At 72.9% G+C, this 22,596-nt stretch carries 23 protein-coding genes and 1 pseudogene; 13 read left to right on the top strand and 11 right to left on the bottom strand.

Annotation, left to right across the window (positions count from 1 at the left end):
- Position 1: 1 nt before the first annotated feature.
- The 4 genes and pseudogenes from NITAL_RS29465 to NITAL_RS22555 all read left to right on the top strand — a co-directional run.
- A pseudogene (locus tag NITAL_RS29465) lies at positions 2–121 on the top strand (acyl-CoA dehydrogenase); the annotation flags it as partial.
- Positions 122–240: 119 nt separating this feature from the next.
- Positions 241–1,386 carry an acyl-CoA dehydrogenase family protein gene (locus NITAL_RS22565; RefSeq protein ID WP_052668550.1) on the top strand — a complete coding sequence of 382 codons (1,146 nt, stop codon included), beginning with the start codon at positions 241–243 and terminating at the stop codon, positions 1,384–1,386.
- Between the two features lie 95 nt (positions 1,387–1,481).
- Entirely contained in the window at positions 1,482–2,270 is a 789-nt protein-coding gene (locus NITAL_RS22560; protein WP_052668549.1) for an alpha/beta fold hydrolase, read from the top strand.
- A 164-nt stretch (positions 2,271–2,434) separates the two neighbouring features.
- Complete coding sequence (locus NITAL_RS22555) at positions 2,435–3,598, top strand: methyltransferase (protein WP_052668548.1); 1,164 nt, start codon at positions 2,435–2,437, stop codon at positions 3,596–3,598.
- Position 3,599: 1 nt separating this feature from the next.
- On the opposite strand, the gene fabG is transcribed toward NITAL_RS22555, so the two are convergent.
- Positions 3,600–4,334 (bottom strand): 3-oxoacyl-ACP reductase FabG, encoded by a 735-nt coding sequence (gene fabG / locus NITAL_RS22550; RefSeq protein ID WP_052669974.1) that lies wholly within the window; start codon positions 4,332–4,334, stop codon positions 3,600–3,602.
- Positions 4,335–4,569: 235 nt separating this feature from the next.
- On the opposite strand from fabG, the gene NITAL_RS22545 reads away from it, so the two are divergent.
- From NITAL_RS22545 to NITAL_RS22525, 5 genes are all read left to right on the top strand, one after another.
- The gene (locus NITAL_RS22545) at positions 4,570–6,231 is read left to right on the top strand and encodes an HNH endonuclease signature motif containing protein (protein WP_169786933.1); all 1,662 of its coding nucleotides are present in this window, start codon (positions 4,570–4,572) and stop codon (positions 6,229–6,231) included.
- A 173-nt stretch (positions 6,232–6,404) separates the two neighbouring features.
- On the top strand, positions 6,405–7,181 hold the full coding sequence (locus NITAL_RS22540; protein WP_245617703.1) for a 3-hydroxyacyl-CoA dehydrogenase: 777 nt from the start codon (positions 6,405–6,407) through the stop codon (positions 7,179–7,181).
- Positions 7,178–7,966, top strand: a complete 789-nt coding sequence (locus NITAL_RS22535) for an enoyl-CoA hydratase/isomerase family protein (protein WP_052668546.1) — start codon at positions 7,178–7,180, stop codon at positions 7,964–7,966. Before NITAL_RS22540 ends, NITAL_RS22535 begins: the two co-directional genes overlap by 4 nt.
- A complete protein-coding gene (locus NITAL_RS22530) occupies positions 7,959–8,636 on the top strand; it encodes a TetR/AcrR family transcriptional regulator (protein ID WP_083441909.1) in 678 nt (225 codons plus the stop codon). Before NITAL_RS22535 ends, NITAL_RS22530 begins: the two co-directional genes overlap by 8 nt.
- Positions 8,637–8,685: 49 nt before the next feature.
- Positions 8,686–9,837 carry an acyl-CoA dehydrogenase family protein gene (locus tag NITAL_RS22525; RefSeq protein WP_052668545.1) on the top strand — a complete coding sequence of 384 codons (1,152 nt, stop codon included), beginning with the start codon at positions 8,686–8,688 and terminating at the stop codon, positions 9,835–9,837.
- Between the two features lie 34 nt (positions 9,838–9,871).
- Here the strand turns inward: NITAL_RS22525 and NITAL_RS22520 are convergent, their stop codons facing one another.
- The 4 genes from NITAL_RS22520 to NITAL_RS22505 all read right to left on the bottom strand — a co-directional run bounded on the left by NITAL_RS22520 (position 9,872) and on the right by NITAL_RS22505 (position 12,214).
- Complete coding sequence (locus tag NITAL_RS22520; protein ID WP_211262610.1) at positions 9,872–10,363, bottom strand: CHRD domain-containing protein; 492 nt, start codon at positions 10,361–10,363, stop codon at positions 9,872–9,874.
- A gap of 162 nt (positions 10,364–10,525) precedes the next feature.
- Positions 10,526–10,759, bottom strand: coding sequence for a hypothetical protein (locus tag NITAL_RS22515; protein ID WP_052668544.1), 234 nt, complete (start codon positions 10,757–10,759; stop codon positions 10,526–10,528).
- A 2-nt stretch (positions 10,760–10,761) separates the two neighbouring features.
- The gene (locus NITAL_RS22510) at positions 10,762–11,286 is read right to left on the bottom strand and encodes an RNA polymerase sigma factor (protein ID WP_052668543.1); all 525 of its coding nucleotides are present in this window, start codon (positions 11,284–11,286) and stop codon (positions 10,762–10,764) included.
- Positions 11,273–12,214, bottom strand: coding sequence for a hypothetical protein (locus tag NITAL_RS22505; RefSeq protein ID WP_052668542.1), 942 nt, complete (start codon positions 12,212–12,214; stop codon positions 11,273–11,275). The genes NITAL_RS22510 and NITAL_RS22505 overlap by 14 nt, the downstream gene beginning before the upstream one ends.
- A gap of 342 nt (positions 12,215–12,556) precedes the next feature.
- Here NITAL_RS22505 and NITAL_RS22500 point away from each other — a divergent pair, with 342 nt between their 5' ends.
- A complete protein-coding gene (locus NITAL_RS22500) occupies positions 12,557–13,180 on the top strand; it encodes a hypothetical protein (RefSeq protein WP_052668541.1) in 624 nt (207 codons plus the stop codon).
- Positions 13,181–13,203: 23 nt separating this feature from the next.
- Here the strand turns inward: NITAL_RS22500 and NITAL_RS22495 are convergent, their stop codons facing one another.
- Positions 13,204–13,665 carry a hypothetical protein gene (locus NITAL_RS22495; protein WP_052668540.1) on the bottom strand — a complete coding sequence of 154 codons (462 nt, stop codon included), beginning with the start codon at positions 13,663–13,665 and terminating at the stop codon, positions 13,204–13,206.
- A gap of 155 nt (positions 13,666–13,820) precedes the next feature.
- Between NITAL_RS22495 and NITAL_RS22490 the strand changes: the two genes are divergently transcribed.
- Complete coding sequence (locus NITAL_RS22490) at positions 13,821–14,321, top strand: hypothetical protein (protein WP_052668539.1); 501 nt, start codon at positions 13,821–13,823, stop codon at positions 14,319–14,321.
- Between the two features lie 30 nt (positions 14,322–14,351).
- Here NITAL_RS22490 and NITAL_RS22485 read toward each other — a convergent pair whose 3' ends face one another.
- From NITAL_RS22485 to NITAL_RS22470, 4 genes are all read right to left on the bottom strand, one after another.
- Positions 14,352–15,419, bottom strand: a complete 1,068-nt coding sequence (locus tag NITAL_RS22485; protein ID WP_211262609.1) for a class I SAM-dependent methyltransferase — start codon at positions 15,417–15,419, stop codon at positions 14,352–14,354.
- 35 nt (positions 15,420–15,454) lie between these two features.
- On the bottom strand, positions 15,455–16,819 hold the full coding sequence (locus NITAL_RS22480) for an FAD-binding oxidoreductase (protein ID WP_211262608.1): 1,365 nt from the start codon (positions 16,817–16,819) through the stop codon (positions 15,455–15,457).
- 100 nt (positions 16,820–16,919) lie between these two features.
- The gene (locus NITAL_RS22475; protein WP_052668538.1) at positions 16,920–18,554 is read right to left on the bottom strand and encodes a helix-turn-helix transcriptional regulator; all 1,635 of its coding nucleotides are present in this window, start codon (positions 18,552–18,554) and stop codon (positions 16,920–16,922) included.
- A 65-nt stretch (positions 18,555–18,619) separates the two neighbouring features.
- Complete coding sequence (locus NITAL_RS22470) at positions 18,620–19,114, bottom strand: DUF2505 domain-containing protein (RefSeq protein ID WP_052668537.1); 495 nt, start codon at positions 19,112–19,114, stop codon at positions 18,620–18,622.
- Positions 19,115–19,222: 108 nt separating this feature from the next.
- On the opposite strand from NITAL_RS22470, the gene NITAL_RS22465 reads away from it, so the two are divergent.
- Together NITAL_RS22465 and NITAL_RS22460 are read left to right on the top strand one after the other, a co-directional pair.
- Positions 19,223–20,068 (top strand): serine hydrolase domain-containing protein, encoded by an 846-nt coding sequence (locus NITAL_RS22465; protein ID WP_211262607.1) that lies wholly within the window; start codon positions 19,223–19,225, stop codon positions 20,066–20,068.
- Entirely contained in the window at positions 20,065–20,925 is an 861-nt protein-coding gene (locus NITAL_RS22460; RefSeq protein WP_052668536.1) for an SDR family oxidoreductase, read from the top strand. The genes NITAL_RS22465 and NITAL_RS22460 overlap by 4 nt, the downstream gene beginning before the upstream one ends.
- Here the strand turns inward: NITAL_RS22460 and NITAL_RS28695 are convergent.
- On the bottom strand, positions 20,883–22,499 hold the full coding sequence (locus NITAL_RS28695) for a M23 family metallopeptidase (RefSeq protein WP_052668535.1): 1,617 nt from the start codon (positions 22,497–22,499) through the stop codon (positions 20,883–20,885). The two genes, NITAL_RS22460 and NITAL_RS28695, sit on opposite strands and share 43 nt — an antisense overlap.
- Positions 22,500–22,596: the final 97 nt, after the last annotated feature.

Below are 22,596 nucleotides of genomic sequence, written 5' to 3'. Positions count from 1 at the left end.
GAGGCAGCGCTGGCTGCCGGGCATGGCCGCGGGCGAACTCATCGGCGGCTTCGGGCTGACCGAACACGACTCGGGCTCTGACCCCTCGAGCATGACCACCACCGCGCGCCGCGACCGTGACCGTGGCCGAGGCACCGCTGCCTCGGTGGTGGCGCTGCTGCTCGGTTCTCCTGGTCCTGTGACGGCACTACCGTTCGGCGGGGCAGCCTCCTTCTCACACCACCCGAGCCGAGGACCGTCGTGCACCACCGCACCTGGGACACCCCCGAGCGCCAGGCCCTGCGCGAGACGACGCGACGGTTCACCGAGCGCGAGATCGTCCCGAACATGGCCGCCTGGGAGGAGGCCGGCCAGCTCCCGCTCGACCTGCACCGGGCGACCGCCGACGCCGGGCTGCTCGGCATCGGGTTCCCCGAGGAGGCCGGCGGCGTCGGTGGCACGCCGATCGATGCGCTGGTGGTCGCCGAGGAGATGATCCTCGCCGGCGGCTCGTCGGGGCTCGTCGCCAGCCTCTTCACCCACGGCATCGGCCTGCCTCACCTGGTCGCTGCGGGTGACCCGGAGCAGATCGACCGCATCGCCCGCCCGGTGCTCGCGGGCGAGCGCATCGTGTCGCTGGCCATCACCGAACCCGACGCCGGGTCGGACGTGGCGGGCCTGCGCACCCGTGCGGAACGAGCCGGCGACCACTACGTGGTCACCGGCTCGAAGCTGTTCATCACCTCGGCGACCCGCGCCGACTTCCTGACCACCGCCGTGCGCACCGGCGGCGAGGGCGCCGGTGGGATCTCGCTGCTGGTCATCGACCGCGACAGCCCAGGCGTCGAGGTGTCCCCACCGCTGAAGAAGATGGGCTGGTGGTGCTCGGACACCGGTGAGATCCGGTTCGACCGGGTTCGCGTCCCCGTCGCCGACCTCGTCGGACCGGAGGACGGCGGCTTCGGGCAGATCATGCAGCAGTTCGCTGCGGAACGGCTCTCGCTGGCCGTGCAGGCCTACGCCACCGCGCAGCGGTGCCTCGACCTGACCATCCGCTACGCCCGCGAGCGTGAGACGTTCGGGCGGCCGATCGCGACGCGCCAGGTCGTGCGTCACCGCCTCGCCGAGATGGCGCGGCAGACCGACGTCGCCCGCACCTACACCCGGGCGGTCATCGACCGGTGGCAGGCGGGCGACGACGTGATCGCCGAGGTCGCCATGGCCAAGAACACCGCCGTGTTCGCCTGCGACCGCGTCGTCGACGACGCCGTCCAACTGCACGGCGGGATGGGCTACATGCGCGAGACCGAGGTCGAGCGCCACTACCGCGATGCCCGCATCCTCGGCATCGGCGGCGGCACCAACGAGATCATGACCGAGGTGGTCTCCCGCCTGCTGCTCGCCTGACACGCGCATCGGTCCACCGCGGACCGGGGCTGTCCGCGGGCGCACCTACCGTCGCTGCCGACGCCACACGGGCGTCGGCGACGAGGTGGACGGACGTGGACACATCGAACGAACAGGCCGCAACGGGCGAGGTGGGCCTGGTGCTGGTCCACGGCGCGGAGCTCGGCGCGTGGCTCTGGGAGCGCACGCTCGCGGTGCTGCGAAGCCCAGCCGTGGCCGTCGACCTGCCGGGGCGCGGGGCACACCCCGCCCGGGGCCGTGACGTGACCCCGTCGGACGCCGTCGACGCCATCGTCGACGCCGTCGAGCGGTGCGGGACGCCACGCGTGGTGCTCGTCCTGCACTCCTTCAGCGGTGCGCTGGCGGCCGGAGCGGTCGCACGCCTGGGCAGCCAGGTGGCCGCGGTCGTCCTCGTCGGGGCGAGCGTGCCCGCGGACGGCGAGGCGTGGATCGACGACCGACCCGTGCACCAGCGCCTCCTGCTGCGGACGCTGTACCGCCTGCGTCCGGACGGGATGCTGTCACCGGCCGGGCAGACCCGTGAACTGCTGTGCCACGACCTCGACGAGGTAGTGACCGACACGGTGCTGACCCAGCGCGTACCGGAACCACCGCGCCCGCTGCTCGAAGCACCGCCCGCGTCGCCGCTCCCGACGTGGCTGCCCCGCCACTACGTCCGTCTCGCCGACGACCGCATCGTGTCGGCCTCCGATCAGCAGCGCAGCATCGATCGGCTCGGTCCCGACGTGATGGTCCACGACCTCGCGAGCGGCCACCTCCCGATGCTCGGCCGTCCCGAGGAGCTCGGTGCGATCCTCACGCGGATCGTCCGCGAGCTCGACGAGCGTCATCCGCTGGCCGGGTCCGAGGGCGGCGTCAGCTGACGCGTTCGAACGGCGCGGTCAGAACCGGGCCGCCGGTGCACATCGTCGCTGCAGCTCGTCTCGGCATGGGCCCCGCCGACGTAGCCTCATCCGCAGCCCTGGGTCCCGCGTCGAACTCCTCGAGCCCCGGTCGCCACGGGGCGCCACCCGACGAGGAGCCACCGATGCCCGGCACCGGAGCGGACGAGCCGGATCACCGCACCCGTCGCACGCCGCCGGGCCGCATCGGACCGGCCGACGTGCTTGGTGTTCCGGCGCTGCCCCCCGGTCGGGTCGCGGTCCTCGGCAACCGTGCGCGAGCCGGCCTGGCTCGCGCCCACCGCGCGACCGCCCCGCCGCCCGCTCGCGTGATGGAGGCCGTGCTCGGAGGTCTCGACCCGGCCGCGCTGGCGGCGCTGTGCCGCCTCGACGTCCCCGATCGCCTCGTGCGACCGACCGCGTGCGCCGACCTCGCGTCCGAGCTCGGCGTCGATGCCTCCCGGCTGGCCCGGCTGCTGCGGTACGCCGCCGCACGTGGCTGGGTGCGCATCGACCGGCGTGGCCGCGTCCGTCCGACGCGGGTGACCGCCTTCCTGCGCCGCGACCACCCCGGCGGCTGGCGGGCCTGGGTCGAGTTCGCCGCAGGCGACGAGGTGACCGCGGCCATCGGTCGCCTCGATGCGGGGCTCCCCGCCGACGGCGACGCCTTCGCCACGGCGAACGGGACCTCCTTCTTCGCCTGGATGCAGGACCACCCCGACCGCCACACCGCCTTCGACGCCGCGATGGCGGCGGGCGGACGGATGCACGGTCTGATCGTCGCCCACGCCCTCGACTGGTCGGCCAGCCGACGGGTCTGCGACATCGGCGGTGGGGACGGCGCGTTGCTCGGGGTGCTGCTGGCACAGCACCCCCACCTCGAAGGCGTCCTGCTCGAACTGCCCGAGGTCGTCGATCGAGCGCCGGAGCGGCCGAACGTGACCGCCGTCGCCGGGGACGCCTTCGACACCGTCCCGCCGGGGTGCGACACCTACCTGCTGGTCAACGTCCTCCACGACTGGGACGACGAGGCAGCCGTCCGGCTGCTGCGGCGGGCCGCCGAGGCCGCCGCGGCGGAGCCTTCCGCCACCGACCCCCGCATCGTGATCGTCGACAGCGAGGCACAGGACCGTCCTCGCGACGACCTGGCGACGCGTGCCGACCTGCTGATGTTGGCGCTGACACCCGGCGGGCGTGAACGCACCACCGACCAGTTCGCGGCGTTGGCCTCAGCGGCCGGGCTCCGTCTGCACCGCACCCACGACCTGCCGACCGGGGACGTCGCTCACGTCCTCGTCGCCGACCGGTAGGTCACATCCCGCGGCCGCCGGTCACCTCGATGACCGCACCCGTCACGTAGCTCGACAGATCGCTGGCGAGGAAGAGCGCGACGTCAGCGATCTCGGCCGGTTCCCCCATCCGACCGAGCGGGATCCCGCCGATCCGCTCGGCCAGCACATCCTCCGGCATCGCCTCGGTCATCGCCGTGCGGATGAGCCCGGGCTGGATGGCGTTGGCGCGGATACCGAAGCGCGCGCCCTCCTTGGCGGCGGCCTTGGTCAGACCGACGATGCCCGCCTTCGCGGCGCTGTAGTTGGTCTGGCCCATGTTGCCGATCTTGCCGCTGAGCGACGAGAGGTTGACGATCGCCCCGCCGCCCTCGCGGCCACGCATGTGCGTCAACGCCGCCCGGGTCCCGAGCCACGTGCCCTGCAGGTGCACGTCGACGACCTGGCGGAAGTCCGCGAGGCTCATCCGGTGCGCCATCGCGTCGCGGGTGATGCCCGCGTTGTTGACCAGCACATCGACACGCCCATGGCGCTCGATCGTCTCGTCGAACAGCCGTTGGACGTCCTCCTCCGAGGTGACGTCGCACGCCGCCCCGTGGGCGCGCTCGTCGGACAGGGCCGTCGCCGCCCCGTCCGCGACATCGCCATCGAGATCGGCCAGGACGACGCGGGCGCCCTGCTCGACGTAGCGCTCGGCGATGGCGAGGCCGAGCCCTCGTGCCCCTCCGGTCACGATGGCGACGCGTTCCTGCAACAGCACTCGGCTCCCTGTCCTCGAGGCGTGCGGAGCCTAGCCCCGCGACGGCGAGGCCATCGGGCGCCGATAGCACAACCGGTCCGTCGGTTCCTGGTCGGTCGGTGGTGGCCTGTGGAGCGTTGTCGGGGGGCTGTGGAACGGTGTCAGCACACGCGGTTGACGGACCCACTCGCACTCACGTTCGATAGGGAACGTCCTCGAGATGGATCCTCGGACCGACTCACGGAGCTGCCCGTTGTCCGCCCCAGCCGCTGCCTCGCACCCGGTGTCACGCCGGGTGCATCAGGGGTACCGGCGTGGACGTCGGGGCGACACGCGGTGGCTGGCGGCCGAACCGGGCGCGAGCTACCGCACGTCCGGATCGGCGGCGAACCTCGTGGCAGGGTCGGTCGCTGGGGGTGGGCACCTGGCGGCGATCGCTTCGGGGGTCACCGGTCTGTCGGGGCTGGACGTCGACAGCTACAGCGCTGAGGAGCTGGGTGAGCTCGCCGCTGCGGTGCAGGTCCAGATCGATGCTCTGACGGTGGTGCGTGACCGGATCGCGGGGACGCTGCGGCGTCGCGCGGTCATCGAGGCCGGTCCGGGCAGGGAACGGCAAGCGGTCCGCCAAGCCACCCGGCAGCTGGGTGACCGGCTGGGGCTGTCACCCTCGGAGGCCAAGCAGGCCTCCCAGCGCGGCAAGGTGCTCCAGGACCGTCCCCACCTGGCGTCGGCCACCACCGGCGCGTCGATCGGCCAAGGTGATCGTGCGGGGACCGAGGGGCGTGGGTTGCGGCCCGAGCAGATCGCGGTGATCGGCCGGATCCTGGCCGAGGTCCCGCTCGAACACGCCGGACGGGTCGAGGCCGAACTGCTCGCCGCCGCCCGGACCCAGCACGCGGTCGAGTTGGGACGCACGGCACGGCGGCTGCTTGCCCGCCTCGATGCCGATGCGGCCAACGCTGCCGAGGAACGCCGCCACCGCCGTCGCAGGTGCTCGATCGTGCAGACCGCTGATGGGATGACGCGCATCTCGGGTGAGTTCGCCGGCCTGGATGCCGAGGTGGTCAACGCCGCACCCGCAGCGTTCACCACTCCCGACCTGCCCGGCGAGACGCCCCGCACCCCCGAACAACGCACCGCCGACGGACTGGTCGCCGCGCTGCGTGCCGCGTTAGACAGCGGTTCAGCGCCGGCCGACCGTGGGGTCAAGCCCCACGTGGTCGTCCTCGTGCCGCTCGGCGACCTACCCGAGCCGGCGGACGACGCCGGCCCCGCCACCGACACCTCGCCCGGCCCCGGCGACACCGACACAGACACCGCCGACGGCCCCGGTACCGACACCTCGCCCGGCCACGACACCACCGGCCCCGGTACCGAGACCTCGCCCGGCCACGAGACCACCGGCGTCGACACCGCCGACGGCCCCGGTCAGGACGCCGAGGTAGGTGTGGCCGACGGCCAGGCCGACCTCCCGGCCGATGACCACCTGGGACCGGTGGCCGAGCTTGGCTGGACCGGCCCCATCCCCACCCGCCAGATCCGCCGGCTGCTGGCCGACGCCCACATCCGTCTGCTCGGCATCGACCTCCAGGGCGTACCCATCGCGATGTCCCAGACGGTCACCCAGCCCACCGCCGCGCTCTACCTCGCCCTCGTGGCCCGCGACGGCGGCTGCCGCTACCCCGGCTGCGACGCCCCACCGGCCTGGTGCGACGTCGCCCACGCCACCGCCCGACGCCACCGCGGCCCGCTGACCATCCACAACGCCCTCCTGCTGTGCCGCCACCACCACCGCAAGCTCGACCTCGGCCGCTGGACCATCACCATCGATGGCACCGACGCCACCTTCACCCGACCCGGCGGCCGCAGCATCCGCGCCGGACCCGCACGCGGCCGCCCCCCCGACACCAGCTGACCCCCCGGACACCAGCCGACGACCGAACCGGTCGGCCGGAACGGACACACGTGTGCCGCGACGGGCCTCGGCCAGCGAGGCCCCGAGCCGCACCTCCGGACGTATGACGCGCGACCCCGCGAACCTATCTACCGCTCGCTAGAGTCGACCGTGCCGTCCTTCGCCACCGAACCATGGGAGCCACCGTGCAGGTCGACTCGTCCGTCGCGCTCGTCTCAGGAGGTGCCTCGGGGCTCGGCCTCGCCACCGCCCGTCGCCTGTCCGAAGGTGGTGCCAAGGTCGTCATCCTCGACCTCCCCGGGTCGGACGGTGCCGCGATCGCCGACGAACTCGGCGAGGGGGTCGTGTTCTCCCCCGCCGACGTCACCGACGAGGACGCGGTCGCCGAGGCCGTCGGGGTCGCGTCCGAACTCGGTCGCCTCAACGTCGTCGTCAACTGCGCGGGCATCGGCCCCCCGCAGCGGGTCGTCGGCCGCGATGGCTCGGCGGCGCCGCTCGACGGGTTCCGCAAGGTCATCGAGGTCAACCTCGTCGGCACCTTCAACGTGCTGCGCCTCGGCGCCGCCGAGATGGTCAAGCACGACCCCGCCGGGGAGGAACGCGGGGTCATCATCAACACCGCGTCCGCCGCCGCGTTCGACGGTCAGATCGGGCAGGCCGCGTACAGCGCGTCCAAGGGCGGCATCGTCGGCATGACCCTGCCCATCGCGCGTGACCTGGCCGACAAGCGCATCCGGGTCGTGACGATCGCGCCCGGGCTGTTCATGACCCCGCTCCTGATGGGACTGCCGCAGGATGCGCTCGACTCCCTCGGCGCCCAGGTCCCCCACCCCTCGCGCCTCGGGGACCCGAGCGAGTACGCGCAGTTCGTCCAGGCCATCGTCGAGAACCCGATGCTCAACGGCGAGACCGTCCGCCTCGACGGGGCGATCCGCATGGCACCGCGGTGAGCACGCCCTCGCCCTCTCCCGTCCGTTTCGACCGCACCGACGGCGTCGCCGAGATCGTGCTGGCAGGCGGTCGCGGCAACCCGATCGATCTCTCCTGGGCCGATGCGTTCGAGGCCGCCGTCGCCTCCATCGCCTCCGAGGACCGGTGCGTCCTGCTCCGTGCCCACGGTCCGGACTTCTGCTTCGGTGGCGATGTCGGCACCTTCGTCGGCGACGATCCGGGTGCGCTGATCCGCTCGCTGGCCGACCGGCTGCACGTCTCCATCCGACTGCTCGACGCCGTCGAGGTGCCCGTCGTGACCGCGGTGCAGGGGTGGGCCACCGCCGCCGGCATGAGCCTGGCCCTCACCAGCGACATCCTGCTCGTCGGCGAGGGCGCGCGGTTCAAGACCGCCTACAACGCCCTCGGGTTGACCGCCGATGGCGGCATGACCTGGTACCTGCCGCGGCGTGTCCCGGCCACGGTGGCCGCCGACCTCCTGCTGACCGACCGGGTCCTGACCGCCGACGAGGCGTTGCACCTCGGGCTGGCCGCGAGGGTCGTGCCAGACGACGCGCTGGCGGACGAGGCCCGTGCGCTGGCCATCGGCATCGCGGGTCGGTCGCGACCGGCCGCCGTGGCCGTCAAGCGCCTCCTGCGCCAGGCGACCGACGGCGACCTGTCGTCGCACCTCGACGCCGAGACCGACGCCATCGCCGCCGCGGCCGCCGGCCCGGACGGACGGGAGGGGGTCGCCGCGTTCCTGGAGCGACGCGCCCCCCGGTTCGGACACGCCGGTGCCTGACCCCGCCGAGCACGCCGTCCCTGACGCGGCCCCGCTGGTGGGGTCGTGGCAGGAGTTCGCCCCGGTCCCGCTCACCCCGATCCTCGAGGCGGCCCTCGCGGCCTTCAACGAACGGGGCTACAACGGTGCCGCGGTCCGCGACATCGCCGGTCGGGTCGGGGTGACCGTCCCGACCCTCTACTACCACCACGGCAGCAAGCAGGGCATGCTCCTCGCGCTGCTCCAGGCGTCGATGGGTGACCTCGTGGCACGCACGTCGGTCGCGCTCGAGGAGGCCGGTGACCACCCGCTGCACCGCTTCGTCGACCTCGTGGACTGCACCGTCCGGTTCATGTGCCACCGCCAGCGGCTGGCCTGGCTCGACCCGGAGGCCCGCTACCTCGACGACGACGCCCGGACGATCTACGCCGCGCCGCGCAAGCTGGTCGAGGAACGGCTCCTCGCCGTCGTGCGTGCCGGCGACGCAGCGGGCACCTTCGACGTGGAACACCCGGTCGACACCACCCGGGCGCTGCTCGGCACGTTCCAGTCGATCGCGACCTGGTACCGGGCCGACGGCCCGCTCACCCCCGAGGAGATCGCGGCGCGGCACGTCGCGTTCGCCCTCGACGCCGTGCGCACCGACCGCCGTCGGCGGACCGCTGGGGTGCGGCGCGCCCGGACACGCTGACCGACCACAACACCACCCCGCACCACACCGTGGACCCGAGGAGGCGACGATGCGTCGCGACCTGTACACCGAGGAACACGACCTGTTCCGGCAGACGGCTCGGGCGTTCTACGCCAAGGAGGTCGTCCCGCACCACGAACGGTGGGACGACGAAGGCATCGTGGACCGCTCGCTGTTCACCGCCGCCGGAGCGCAGGGCCTGCTGGCCTTCCAGGCGCCGGAACGGTTCGGCGGCGCCGGTGTGGACGACTTCCGCTTCAACGCGATCATGGTCGAGGAAGCCCAGCACGCCGTCGTGTCCAGCGCCGGCCTGTCGCTGTCGCTACACAACGACATCTGCCTCCCGTACTTCACCGAGCAGACCCATGACGCCCAGAAGGAGCGCTGGCTGCCGGGCATCGCCTCGGGTGAGCTGATCACAGCGGTCGCGATGACCGAGCCGGGCGCCGGGTCGGACCTGGCGGGTATCCGCACCACCGCCGAACGGCGCGGTGACGTGTACGTGCTCAACGGCTCCAAGACCTTCATCACCAACGGCATCAACGCCGACCTGGTGGTCGTCGCGGTCAAGACCGACCCGTCGCAGCGTCACCGGGGAATGTCGCTGGTGGTCGTCGAACGTGACACCCCGGGTTTCGAACGTGGCCGCAACCTGCACAAGGTCGGCCTGCACGCCCAGGACACCGCCGAGCTGCACTTCACCGACGCCGAGGTGCCCGTCGACAACCTCCTCGGCGAGGAGGGCGAAGGCTTCGGCTACCTGACCGCCAACCTCGCCCAGGAGCGCCTGTCGATCGCCATCGCCGGCATCGCGGCCGCCCGGACCGCCGTCGACCTCACGCTGCGGTACGTCACCGAACGCGAGGCGTTCGGGCAGCCGATCGCACGCTTCCAGAACACCCAGTTCGTGCTGGCCGAGTGCGAGACCGAGGTCGAGGTCACCCAGCACTACATCGACCGATGCGTCCTGGCGCTCGCGGCCGGCGAGCTGACCGCCGCCGACGCGGCCAAGGCCAAGTGGTGGGCGACCGAGCTGCAGAAGCGGGTCACCGACCGGTGCCTGCAGCTGTTCGGCGGTTACGGCTACGTCACCGAGTACCCGATCGCACGCCTGTACGCGGACGCGCGGATCACCACGATCTACGGCGGGACCACCGAGATCATGAAGACCATCATCGCCAAGGACCTCGGCCTGCGCTGACGCGACCTTCCCTCACCGGATCCGACGTCTCGGGTCAGCGGATCTGCCCCCTGATCTCACCAGCCGGGAACTGCGAGGTGTGGACGTTGACGTAGGTGTCGCCGGCGCGCATGGCGTCGACGAGATCGTCGAGGTCCGCGCCGGCGAGCTGGCCGACCAGATCGGCGGCGGTGATCGTCCCGGTGGCGAGGACGCCGTCGCTCCGGCCGGGGATGAGCTCAGCGGGTGGTGCGTCGGGGTACAGCCACGCGACGACCGGACCGTTCACACCGGCGGGGGCGAGGTGGATGTGGGCCTGCGTGACGTTCTCGATGTTGGCGGTGATGAGGCGGTATTCGAGCGTCTGGCCATCGCGGCTGAGCTTGAAGATCGTCTGACCCGTCGCGGTGGAGTCGTTGGGCGGGACCTCCTCGGCGCCGGACAGGGGGGCCTTGAAGACACGCTCGTGACCGTCGCCGGCAGCGGGCAGCGACAACGCGAGCAACGCGACGATGAGCAACACGAGGGTGGTGAGCGAACGCTTCACGGGACGTCTCCTCGTCCTGGTGACTGCTGCCGCCGACGCTCCGCGCATCCCCGGACCTTGTCCAGCCCCCTGCGGCGTGCGGGTCGCGCGGATGCGCCCTTCGCGCGATGGAGGCCGAGCGACGGGGGCTGGGAGCTCGGTGAGAGGCCGCGGGAGGGTGCGTCAGACCGGTGACGGCACCACCGGCGGCGGCTGGGTCGTCGCCTGGACCACGGTCGCGGTCACGCGGGCGCTCAGGTCGGCCCACCACGTCGCGGGCGGGTTCGACGGCTGCACGGCGCCGCCGGGGGACGCGACGATCGCGGCCCTGATCGACGCGGCTTCGCGGTGGTCCAGACGCTGCCGTCCAGCCCAGGCGTGCAGGAGCTGGTCGAGGTCGTGCGGTGGCTGGGACACGATCAGGCCTCCAGGTCGAGCGTGCGGGCGAGCTGACGGCGTGCCTGGTGGAGGCGGTAGCGGACCGTTCCCGCGGGGACACCCGTGGCGCTGGCGATGTCGCCGCTGGTCATCCCCGCCACCACCGACATGGCCAACACCTCGCGTTGCTCCTCGGGGAGGCCGGCGATGGCCTCGTGGAGCCGGTCGACCTGCTCGGCCAGCGCCACCTGCTCGGCCGCCCCGGGGTCGTGGCCATCGGGCGGTCGCTGCTCGCGGGCCAGGGCCTCGTCGCGGGCCGTGCGGGTCGCACGGGAGCGGTGGTGGTCGACCACGAGGTTGCGCGCCACGGTGAACAGCCAGGCGCGTCGCCGATCATCATCGAACCCGTCGAGGTCGTTCCACCGACGCCAGGCGCGCAGGAACGTCTCCTGCAGCAGGTCGCTGGCGACGCCGCGGTCGCTGGTCCGCCCGAGCAGGAAGGCGTGGATCGGAGCCCGGTGGGTCTCGTAGAGCGTGGTGAAGCCGTCCTCGTCACGTGTCGTCACCGTGACCCCGTCGCACCTCGATGGTCCCGTGCTTCACCGTGGTCAGGTACTGCAGCACCGGGACCACCTCCGGCGAGGCCGACAGCGTCCCGATCAACGCGATCTCGGTGACGGCGTCGCGGACCAGCTCCGGCGGGACGTCGTCGTCGACGACCACGTCCCCGAGCAGCGCCACACCGATCGGCTCGTCGAACAGTTCGAAGAACGCGCGACCGAACCGGTGGTCACCTGTGAACACGCGCGGACGTCCGCCGTACCAGGCGAGCTGCCCCTGTGCGGACAGGACGGGTGCGAGCTGTGCCTCGTCCTCACGTGGGACGAGGATCTGCCCACGGGCGATGACGCGCTGGAACCCCACCTCGCGGACCGGTCCGGTGACCACGACCCGCCCCGTGACCAGCAGCACGTCGTCGGCGCGCCCACCGCGGTTCGCCAGGGTCTCGGCGCCGAGGTCCACCTCGCCCGAGAGCGCGACGACCCGTTGCCCCTCGGCGTACCGGTAGTACTCCACCGAGCCGGTCAGCCGCGTCATCGCCCCCCCGAGCGCGCCCTCGCTGCCCTCGGGGGCGAGCACCAGCCCCGTGACGATCAGCCGCCGGTAGGCGACGCGCTGGACCGGCGACGTGATCGTCAGCGTCCCGGTGACCACGAGGACCGTGTCCTCCGCGGACGGGTCGCCCATCCCCTCGCCGCTCGTGACCAGCGACCCCGTGTGCACCTGCGCTTGACCACCGTCGGGGACCGCGACGATGTCCGCCACGTCCGTCATCGGGATGGCCATCAGCGCGGTGGCCAGCGACTCGGGGACGAGCACCACAGCGACGTCGCGGATCTCGCGCACACGCGCCAACTCCTCGGCGGTGGCCATCCCGGTCAGGTCCAGCACGGGGACGTCGGTGATGACACCAGCGGTCGAGGTCACGGTCACGCGCTCCCGGTCACGGTGGTGAGGAGGTGTCGAGCCCTGCCTAGCAGGCTCGACCGGCGCCCGTGGTCGCGAGCGTTCGCGTCCACCCGGGCTGCGTCGCCGTACGGCCGTGTCCGGCACGACCGTGCTCGCCGGCGCCCCGCCGCTCGCCGACAACGTTCCTGGTGGCGCTGTCGCGCCTGTTCGAAGTCGGTCCACATCATCGCCTCGCCCGTCGGTCCACACCTGGAGAGACGGACGACCGAGCCAGCTGTTGGGATCCCGCCACCGGGTGTGCTGTCACCGCGCGTTGACGTCCGCCGCGGGCTCCCGCAGGCTGCTTCCGGGGATGGGAGGGGCACGGTGGACCTGGCGACGGCGGCGGTCGGCTGGGCCCTGGTCGCCGGGCTCGTGGTGTTCATGGTGGGCGCAGGCGCGTGGCGCCTCAGCTACGAACAGCCGCTGCCGGACGCGCTGCGCGTCATCCACGACGACCGGCGACGGCGGGCGTGGATCCACCTGTGGATGATCCCGGCGATGTTCATCACCACCGCCGGCACGGCCGGTCTCGCCGCGTGGCTCGACGGCCCGGACGCCACGACCCTGGCCGTGATGGCTGCCAGCCTCTACGCCCTCGGCGCGGTGTGCTGGATCGCGTCGCTCGCGTTCCGGCTGACGGTGGTGCCGTGGGCCGCCGAGCGGATGGTCGCCGACGACCGGGTCCCCGATGGCTTCCGGCCGCTCGACGCGTGGGCCGGCTCGCTGTACGTGATCCACATGGCAGCGGCCTACGTGGCGTACGCGTTCATCGGCGCAGCGTCGCTCGCGTCCGACCAGCTGCCGACGTGGGTCGGCTGGCTCGGCGTCGGGTGGGGTGTGACGTTCCTGGCGGGCTTCGCCGTGACGCGTGCCGCCGGGCTGTTCAACCCCCCGCTCTGGGCGCACACCTACACGGCCGTCGTGGGGGTCGCCGTCCTGCTGGCGTGACGTACCCGCCGGCGAGGGCGCGGTCAGTCGCCGGCGGAGACGTCGAGCATGTAGGCGTCGAGCAGCAGCTTCGTGCCACGGTGCCGGTGCCGCGACAGGCGTGCCGACAGGTCACGCGCCTCGGTCAGCGAGCGGCGCACGTCGTCGTCCGGTCGTTCGAGGAGCGCCCGGGTCCGTGCGATGAGGTCGTCGTGCTCGCCCCGGAGCTGCTCGACCCGGGAGGCGAACCAGGGCGCTGCCTCGCGGACCTGGGCGAGCAGACCGTCGGGCGCGTCCGCCTCCTCGATGTGCCGCTGCACGGTGGCCAGCACCTGCCGCACAGCAGCACGGAAGCGGTCGGGGTCCGGGGCCTCCTGGCTCTCGAGAGCGTCCAGCTCCTGGTCGAGCTCGGTCACCGCCGTGAGCAGCGCTTCGCGTCGCGCCCGGTAGGCGTCCGCGTCCTCGTCGGACACCGGGAGGCGCTCACCAGCCTCGCTGTCAACCACGTCGCTCCCTCCCGCGTCCTAGCACGTGCCTCCCGCCTCCCATGCATACGGGTCCGGGAGGCCCGGCGCAAGCGCGACGGACGGCCGTTGCCCGCTGCCGCTCGAGACAGAAGACTGGTGGCAGCGGCCGGAGGAGCCGGAGGAGGTGGTCCCCCGTGGCGGGTCGGTGCCTGATCGTCGCCAACCAGACCCTCGGCGGCGTCGCCCTCGAGGAGGCCGTCCAGCGCTGCATCGACCGGGGCGTGACGCGCTTCCACGTGGTCGTCCCGATGACCCGGATCGACCTGGAGGCGATCAGTTGGACCGGCGGGTTCGCCCTCGGCGAGGGGGTCTCGCCCGAGATGGTCCGTCAGGCGGTCGAGGAGAAGGCCCGCCTCCGCGAAGCCGAGCTCGAGGACGCACGGGTACGAGCCGAGCACCGGCTCGCGCTCATGGTCGAGCGGATCGACGCCCTCGGTGGCGACGCCACCGGAGAGATCGGCGGCGACGACCCGTTCGCCGCGGCCAAGGAGGCCCTGGAGGCGGGGACCGAGTTCGACGAGATCATCGTCTCCACGCTGCCAGCCTTCCTGTCACGCTGGCTGAAGATGGATCTGCCGAACCGGATCGGGCGCCTCACCGACGTCCCGGTGACCACCATCGAGGCGAAGGAGTGATCGGCGTCCTCGGTGCACCAGCCTCGTGGGTCAGGGGCGCGCCTCGAGGACCATGAACGACGGCGTCTCCGCGGCTCGTCGGAACCGGGTGAAGCCCGCCTGCTCGACCACGCGCTGCAGCTCGGGTTCGCCCGCCTGGGCACCGAGCGCCTCACCCCCCTCCTGGGACAAGGCGCTCGGCGTGCACACGAAGGTCGACACCGAGAAGAACGTGCGGGCCCGGACGCTCTCGACGAGACCGTCGTCGGTGCGGGGCTCGGTGAACATCCAGGTGCCGTCGGGCGCGAGCGCTCGGTGGATCCGGCGTGCGGCGCGGACGGGGTCGCCCCACTCGTGGAGCGCGTTGAAGACGCAGATGAGGTCGTAGTCCTCCCCCGCGAACCCGTCGGCGCCCGCGACCTCGAACGTCACACGATCGCTGACCCCCGCCTGCGCCGCAGCCCGCCGTGCCGCCTCGATCGAACCCGCGTGGTAGTCGAAGCCCGCGAACGTCGCAGCGGGGAAGGCCTCGGCCAGCAGGATCAGCGCCGTACCGCGCCCACAACCGACGTCGGCGACGCGACCGCCGGAGGTCAGTCGGTCGGCGACCCCGTCGAGCGCGGGGATCCAGCTGTCCACCAGGTTGCCCCGGTAGACGGGGCCGAAGAACCGCTCCGTGCCGGTGAACAGGTCGGTGTGGTGCTCGTCCCAGCCGATACCGCCGTCCTCGTTGAAGGCACGGACGACGCGTTCGGTGTCCTTGTGGGTCGAGCTCGCCGCGAGGGCGCCACCGGCGAGGAAGGTCGGGCTGCCCTGATCGGCCAGGCACGCCGCCTGCTCGGTGGTGAGCCAGAACCGGTCGGTGGCGGGGTCGTGTTCGCAGTAGCCGCTCACCGCCTGGGCAGCGAGCCACTCGCGTACCAACCGCGGGTGGCAGCCGCTGCGATCGGCCAGCTCGGGCGCCGTCTGCGGCCCGCCGTCGGCCAGCGCCCGGTACAACCCGAGCTGGTCGCCGACCACGACGGTCGCCGCGTGCATCGTGGCGGCCTGGTCGGCGGCGAACCGCTCCACGAACGCCTGCAGCCGGTCGGTGTCGGGCGGGGTCATCGTGCTCGTCATGCCGTGCCTCCTCGTGCGTCCTCGGGGGGCGGCCGCTACGCCACCACGATGTTCTGGTTGACGCGGAACAGGTTCGACGGGTCGTAGGTGCCCTTGATGGCGGCGAGCCGGTCGTAGTTGTCGCCGTAGGTGGCCCGCACCCGATCCTGTCCCTCCTCCATCATGAAGTTGACGTAGGCGCCCCCCATCGTGAAGGGGTGCACGCCCTCCCAGTAGGACCTCGCCCAGCGGGTGATGGCGTCGGCCCCGGTGGGGTCGGGATCGATCCCGGCGATGACCATCGACCAGGTCGCGTCGCGGTGACGGAACGCCGTCTCGTCGGCGCCGACGCGCTGCACCGCGCCGTCGATCGGGTAGAGGTGCATGAGCGACAGCTCGGTCGGGGCCTGCGCCGCGTGGTCGAGGTGGACATCGATGGCGGCGTCGGGCAGGTCGCGTACGAAGTCGCCCTTCCAGTACCACTGGAGGCCGGGTGGCAGGAGCGGATCGAACAGCGCCTGCAGCGCCGGGTACGGCATCTGCGCGCACCCGTCGAGGAGCGGCGGCGGCAGCTCGGACCGGATCGGCTTCATCGCCACCTCGGCCTCCTCGGCGGGACCGTCGTAGCAGGACACCAGTGCGCAGATCCGCGAGCCCCACAGCTCGCGGGGGAAGGGATCGGTCGACGGGACGGACTTGAGGCCGAGGAACGGCGACAGCTTCTCGGGAGCGTTGGGCAGGAACTCGCGGTACCAGCGCATCACCTCGGCCGCGTGCTCGAAGGCGAAGAAGATCGGTCCGCCGTGGACGGTGTCGACCGGGTGTGCCCGGTAGCGGAAGCTGGTGACGATCCCGAAGTTGCCCCCGCCGCCGCGCAGGGCCCAGAAGAGATCGGCGTGCTCGGACTCGCTCGCGGTGACGAGGCGGCCGTCGGCCAGCACCACGTCGACCTCGAGGAGGTTGTCGATGGTCAGGCCGTACTGCCGCGACAGGTAGCCGTGACCGCCCCCGAGCGTGAGCCCGGCGATACCCGTGCTGGACACGATGCCGGCCGGGACGGCCAGACCGAACGCGTGGGTCGCGTGGTCGACGTCACCCTGGGTGCAGCCCGGTTCGGCACGCACCGTCCGCTGCGCCGGATCGACCCGGACGCCCTTCATCGGGGACAGGTCGATGACGAGGCCCTCGTCGCAGCTGCCGAACCCGGCGCCGTTGTGCCCGCCGCCGCGCACCGCGATCGGCAGACCCTCGTCCCGTCCGAACGCCACAGCCGCCATCACGTCGGCGACGTCGGTGCAGCGGGCGACCACGCGGGGCCGCTTGTCGATCATGCCGTTGTAGAGCTTGCGTGCCTCGTCGTAGCGGTCGTCGGTGACGTCGATGACGTCACCCCGCAGGCGCTCGTGCAGGACAGCTGTCACGGTGCTGGCTCCCTCGTCGTCGGACCACCGACGCTACGGAGGGGGGCGGGCGCCCTCTTCGGGCACAGCACCCAACCGTGCGGGGAGCCGATGGGTGGTTCTACCCACGCGGCGCCAGCAGGCCGTGCTCGAACGCGTACGAAGCGGCGGCGGTGCGCGAGGAACAGCCGAGCTTCACGAAGATGTTCGACAGGTGCCGGGCGACCGTCTTCTCGCTGATCACGAGCTTCTCGGCGATGGCACGGTTGCTGCTGCCGGAGGCGACCTCGATGAGCACCTCGAGCTCACGGGCAGTCAGGCCGTCCGTCGACCGCCGCGCCCCACGTCGCGTCGCGACGCCGTCGGCGTCGGTGACGGCACCGAGCCGGTCGAAGACGTCGACGGCCACATCGAGCTCACGCTCGGCACCGTCGGCGTCCCCGAGTGCAGCGCACGCCTGCGCGAGCAGCACCCCGACCCTGGCGGCGTCGTAGGGGATGCCGAGCTCCCGCCAGCGCTGACAGGCCGAGCGCAGGGCCGCCAACGCCTCCTCGGGACGGCCCCGGCCCACCAGGACCGCCCCCCGCGCGGCCCGGGCGGTCGCGTCGAGGCCTGAGCTGCCGTAGCGCTCGGCGGTGGCCTCCACCTCGCTGCACGCCTCCTCGGCGGCATCGAGGTCGCCCGCGGCCAACGCGATCTCGACCCGGGCGGCGCACAGCCGGAAGCGTGCGAGCGGGTCCAACGCACCGGCCAACGCCGTCGCGATGGCAGCGGCGGCTGCCTGGGTCCGCCCGCGGGCGAGCTGGAGCAGGGCGAGGCCCGGTTGCGGCTCGCGACCACGCTGGCGTGCCTGCTCGTAGGCCTCCTCGGCGCCCACCAGGTCGCCGCGCAAGCGACGCAGCTCACCCACCTGGTAGTACCCCTCCGCCACGCTGGCCACGTGCAGGTGCGCGAGGTCCCGACACACCTGCTCGGCCTCGCGTTCGGCCTGGTCCCACCCGCCCGACGCCTGGAGCACCTGGGACCGGTGGACCCGACAGATCCCGGTGAACAGCACCGCGTCGGGCAACGTCTGCAGCCAGCGAGTCGTCGCCTCGGTCCACGCGACGGCGCGGCGGATGTCCCCGACCTCGTGGCACGCCGCCATCAGGTGGCAGTAGACGTTGCCGGACCACTCGGGGGCCATGTCCTCGGTGAGCACGGCCACCATCGCCTCGTCGAGCAGCGCCATCCCCTCGGCGGTCCGTGCCTGCTTCACCAGGGCTCGTCCGTGGCCGAGGATGCCGAGCGCGACCAGGTTCGGATCGTCGTGCGCGCGTCCGAGCGCCTCGACCCGCTCCGCGCTGGCGATCACGGCGTCGAGGTTCGGGCCACCGAGCGACGCCTCGACCTCGACCAGGTAGCGCAGGTAGCCGTGCTCGGGCCCCTCGGGCTCGTCCCGGAGCAGGCGCTGCGCGCGGCGGATCCACCCCGACCCGATCACCTCGTCCCCGCGCAGGAACAGGTCGACCGCGATGTGGATCGCCGCCATCGCCGCCCGTGCCGGCCGGTCACCGTCCAGGTACAGCCGGTAGGCCCGCTCGCCGGCGGCCAGGGATTCCTCGACCCGACCGAGCCACCACGCCGCGTCCGCGAGGATGAACACGTCGTCCGCCGTCAAACCACCAGCGGCATCGGCGGCCAGCAGCCCGTCTCGCGCACCACGCCAGTCACGCTGCCGGTAGGCCTCGCGTGCTGCGGCCAACGTGTCGGTCATGTCCGGGACCCTCGGTCCGCTCCCCGACCGAGCCTAACGGTGTGGCGTGTCGCCGTGGCGAGGGGTCAGTGGCTGGCGAGCCACTCGTCACCGGCGGCGAACTCGTTCTGCATCTGCTCCTCGACGTCACCCTCGGCCCAACTCTCGATCTTCTTGCCGACCACCGGCACCTTCACCTTGACGTCGATCTCGACCTCGTAGGTGGTGCGGTCGGGGCCGTCCGGTGCGATGCGGGTCCGGCCCTGCAGGTCGATCGGCGCGCCCTTGAAGTCGCTGGTGAACGTGCCGCCGTAGGTGCCGTCCCCCTGGTCGCGCCACTCGTCGATGGAGACGATGTGGTTGCGGGGGCTGAGCACCTTCTTGGCGAACCCGGGCAGCTCCAAGGTCACGTCACGCGCGAGCTTGACGAGGATCCCGGTCTCGTCGATCTGCTCCTCGACGATCTCGACGTTCTCGTGGCCCGCCCGTTCGGCCTTCGCCACGTGCGACGCGGGGTCGTTGAGCATCGCCCACACGTCCTCGATCGGTGCGTCGAAGGTGTGGGTCGCACGCTTGTTCACCGGGGCTCCCTCTGGTGGCGGCCCGGCAACGCTAGCCCCGTGCCGCGGTCCCCCGCGCGTTCCGTAGGCTCCCCGCTGTCCGGTGACCGCCATGAACCCGAGGTCCGCGTGCCCGCCCTGACCGACGTCCTCGCCGAGATCGACGGGTGGGAGCCGACCACCGTCGCGGTCGGCGTCACCGATGCGGACGACACGCTCGCCGAGCACGGGCCGACCGACGCGGTGCTGCCCTTCGCGTCGCTGACCAAGCCGTTGGCGGCCTACGCGGTGCTGGTCGCGGTGCGTGACGGGGCGCTCCACCTCGACGAGCCGGCCGGCCCGAAGGCCGACGAGGGGGCCACGGTCCGCCACCTGCTCGCCCACGCCAGCGGGCTCCCACCGGACGACGGCGGGGTGATGAGCACGGCACCGGGCACGCGCCGCATCTACTCCAACTGGGGCTACGACGTGCTGGGTGCCCTGATCGCCGAGCGCGTCCACCACCCCTTCGCCGAGCACCTCGAGCACGAGGTCCTCGAGCCGCTCGGCATGCACGACACGGTGCTCGACGGGTCCCCCGCCGCCGACGCTCGTGGGACGGTCGCCGACCTGTTGCGCTTCGCCCGCGAGTTGCTCGACCCGACGTTGCTCGACGAGGACCTGCACGCTGCCGCCACGTCGGTGGTCTTCCCCGATCTCGACGGGGTCGTCCCGGGCTACGGGCGCCAGTCGCCGTGCGGCTGGGGGCTCGGGTTCGAGATCAAGGGGGACAAGTCGCCGCACTGGACCGGCGACGCCCTGGCACCGTCCACGTTCGGGCACTTCGGACGCAGCGGCTCGTTCCTGTGGATCGACGCGACCCGGGGGCTGGCGGCCGCCGAGCTCGCCGACCGGGACTTCGACCGCTGGGCCATCGACGCGTGGCCCGGGTTCAACGACCGGATCGTCGCCGCAGCCACGGCCGGTGACGCGTGAGCGAGCGCGTCCTGATCGCCGGCTGCGGCGACCTCGGCACCGAGCTGGGCCTGCGCCTGGCTGCCCGGGGGTGGGAGGTCTTCGGTGGCCGCCGCTCCCCCGAGGTCCTGCCCGCGCCGATCATCGGCGTCCGCAGCGACCTCGAGGGCGATCTCGGTGCGTTGCCCCCGGACCTCGACGTCGTCGTGCACGCGGCTGCCGCAGGCGGTCGCGGCGTCACCGGGTACGAGGCGGTGTACCGCGACGGGCTCGGCCGTCTGCTGCAGCGCCTCGATGACGACGGGCAGGCGCCACGGCGGGTGGTCTTCGTCTCGGCGACCTCGGTCTACGGGGTCGACGACGGGTCGGAGGTCGACGAGGACACGCCGACCGAGCCATCACGCGCGACGGGGCGCGTCCTGGTCGAGGCCGAGCAGCTGCTGGCCGCCTCGGCACTGCCCGGCACCAGCGTGCGGCTCGCAGGGGTCTACGGGCCGGGGCGGACCCGCCTGATCGACACGGTGCGGGACGGCACCGCCCGGCAGCCCGTCGGCGATCACCCCACCAACCGCATCCACCGTGACGACGCTGCGGCAGCCATCGTGCACCTGCTCACCGAGGTGGACGATCCGGACGAGGTCTACGTCGGCGTCGACCACGACCAGGCCCAGCTCGCCGACGTGCAGCGGTTCCTGGCCGCCGAGCTCGGCGTGCCTGAACCGCCGCCCGCGGACGAAGGTGACACCACCGGCCGGCGCAGCGGCGCGAAGCGGTGCTGCGGCGACCGGCTGCGCGACACGGGGTTCACGTTCCGGTACCCGACCTACCGCGAGGGCTACCAGGCGATCCTCGCCGGCGAGGGCACCCGCCACCCCTGAGCCCGGCCGTCGCCGTCGCCCCGCCGAGCCCGGACGTCGCCGTCGTCCCCCCGAACCTCGTCGCAGGCCACCGCGAGCGACGCGAACGGGTTGACCGCGACGTCCTCGACGTACCAGCCGAGGTGCAGGTGGGGTGGCGTCCCCCGGGCGTTGCCGGAGGTCCCGACCCACCCGAGCAGGTCGCCGGCGCGCACCAGGTCCCCGCGCCGGAGGCCGGCAGTGACGCCCTCGAGGTGGGCGTAGTACTGGCGTGCGGCACCGTCCACGACCGTGACGGTGCGACCACCGAGGCTGCCGGGCCGGTCGAACGTGACGACGGTGTCCACCGTGCCGTCCGCGACGGCGACGATCGGCGTCCCCCGCGGGGCGAAGACATCGGTCCCCTCGTGGCGGCGACCGCCGCTGCGCGGGTAGGCCCAGTCGTTGACGAAGCGGGCCCCGTCCAGGGGGCACACCCACGACTCGGCGGTCCGGCGCTGGCTCGGGGAGAGACGGTCGGCGCGCTGCAGGGCTCGGCGACGACCGAGCACCGCCTCGGACCGGTCGTCCAGGTCGTCGGCCTCGACCTCGGTCCCGTCGACACCGTCAGCTCCGTCGGGACCGGCCTCGCCGGGGCGATCGCTCGGGCGGTCCGGCCCCACAGCGCCGTTCGGCGACCGCGGTCCGATCCCCTCCCCCACGTCGAGTTCCGCGAGCTCGACCCGTCGTCGGTCACGCCGCTCCTCGGCCCGCTGCACCGCCCGGTCGGCGGCGAGCTCCGCCTCCATCGCGGCGATGACACGTGCCTCCTCGGCGCCGGCCGCAGCCCGTGCTGACGCCGCCGAGTCCTCGCCCTGCAGCAGCGTCTCCTCGGCCGCAGCGACCTGCGCCACCAGCACCTCCCGATGCAGGCGCAGGTCTGCCAGCTCGGCGTCCAGCGCCACCAGTTCGGCCTCGACGGCCCGGACCGAGCGGGCGTTGTCGCGGGTGACGGCCCGAAGGTCCGCCAGGCCACGCGCGAGCTGACCGGGATCACGAGCCTCACGCACGATCGCGATGGGTCCGGTCAGGTCGGCAGCGCTGCCGGTCTTGAACGTCCGCAGCGCCTGACGGGCGAGGGCGGCGGTGGCGACCTCCAGCTCCTGCTCCGCGTCGACCCGTGCGTGGCGGACGCGTTCGATGTCGCGGAGCACCGCCTCGACCTCCGCGATCGCGGACCGGCGGGCGAGCACGAGCGGGGGCAGCACGGCCTCCGTCCGACGCACCTGCCCGTCCGCCCTGCTCCCCGCCGCCCGGGCCGCCTGGAGGCTCGAGCGGGCGGTCCGGAGGGTGGCCCGTGCGGCCGCCAGGACCGCTTCGGCGTCCCGCAGCCGACGCCTCGCCGTCTGGCGTTCAGCGACCCGCGCCGCTTCGGCGAGCTCCTCGGCCGACGACTCCTGTTCGGCTCCCTCGTCGAGGTCGGGCGCCTGCCCGGCAGCGACGACCGAGCCCGGGAGGTCGGCCCACAGCAGCGCACCGAGCACGAGCACGGCCGCGGCTCTCGAACCACGGCGGCCGCGCGCGACCGCCGGCCGCCGAGCCGCGGTGGCGGCCACGGCTGCCGCTCCACGCCCCGGAACGACCCCTCGCACATCGACCTCGCAGGACCCGGCGCCCCACGCCGCGTCCGCCAGTGAGCGTACGGCCCCCCTG

The sequence above is a fragment of the Nitriliruptor alkaliphilus DSM 45188 genome (assembly GCF_000969705.1).
In the GTDB taxonomy this organism is placed as follows: domain Bacteria; phylum Actinomycetota; class Nitriliruptoria; order Nitriliruptorales; family Nitriliruptoraceae; genus Nitriliruptor; species Nitriliruptor alkaliphilus.
Note: the sequence above shows the minus strand (reverse complement) of the source record. Positions and strands in the feature narration are given on the sequence as shown.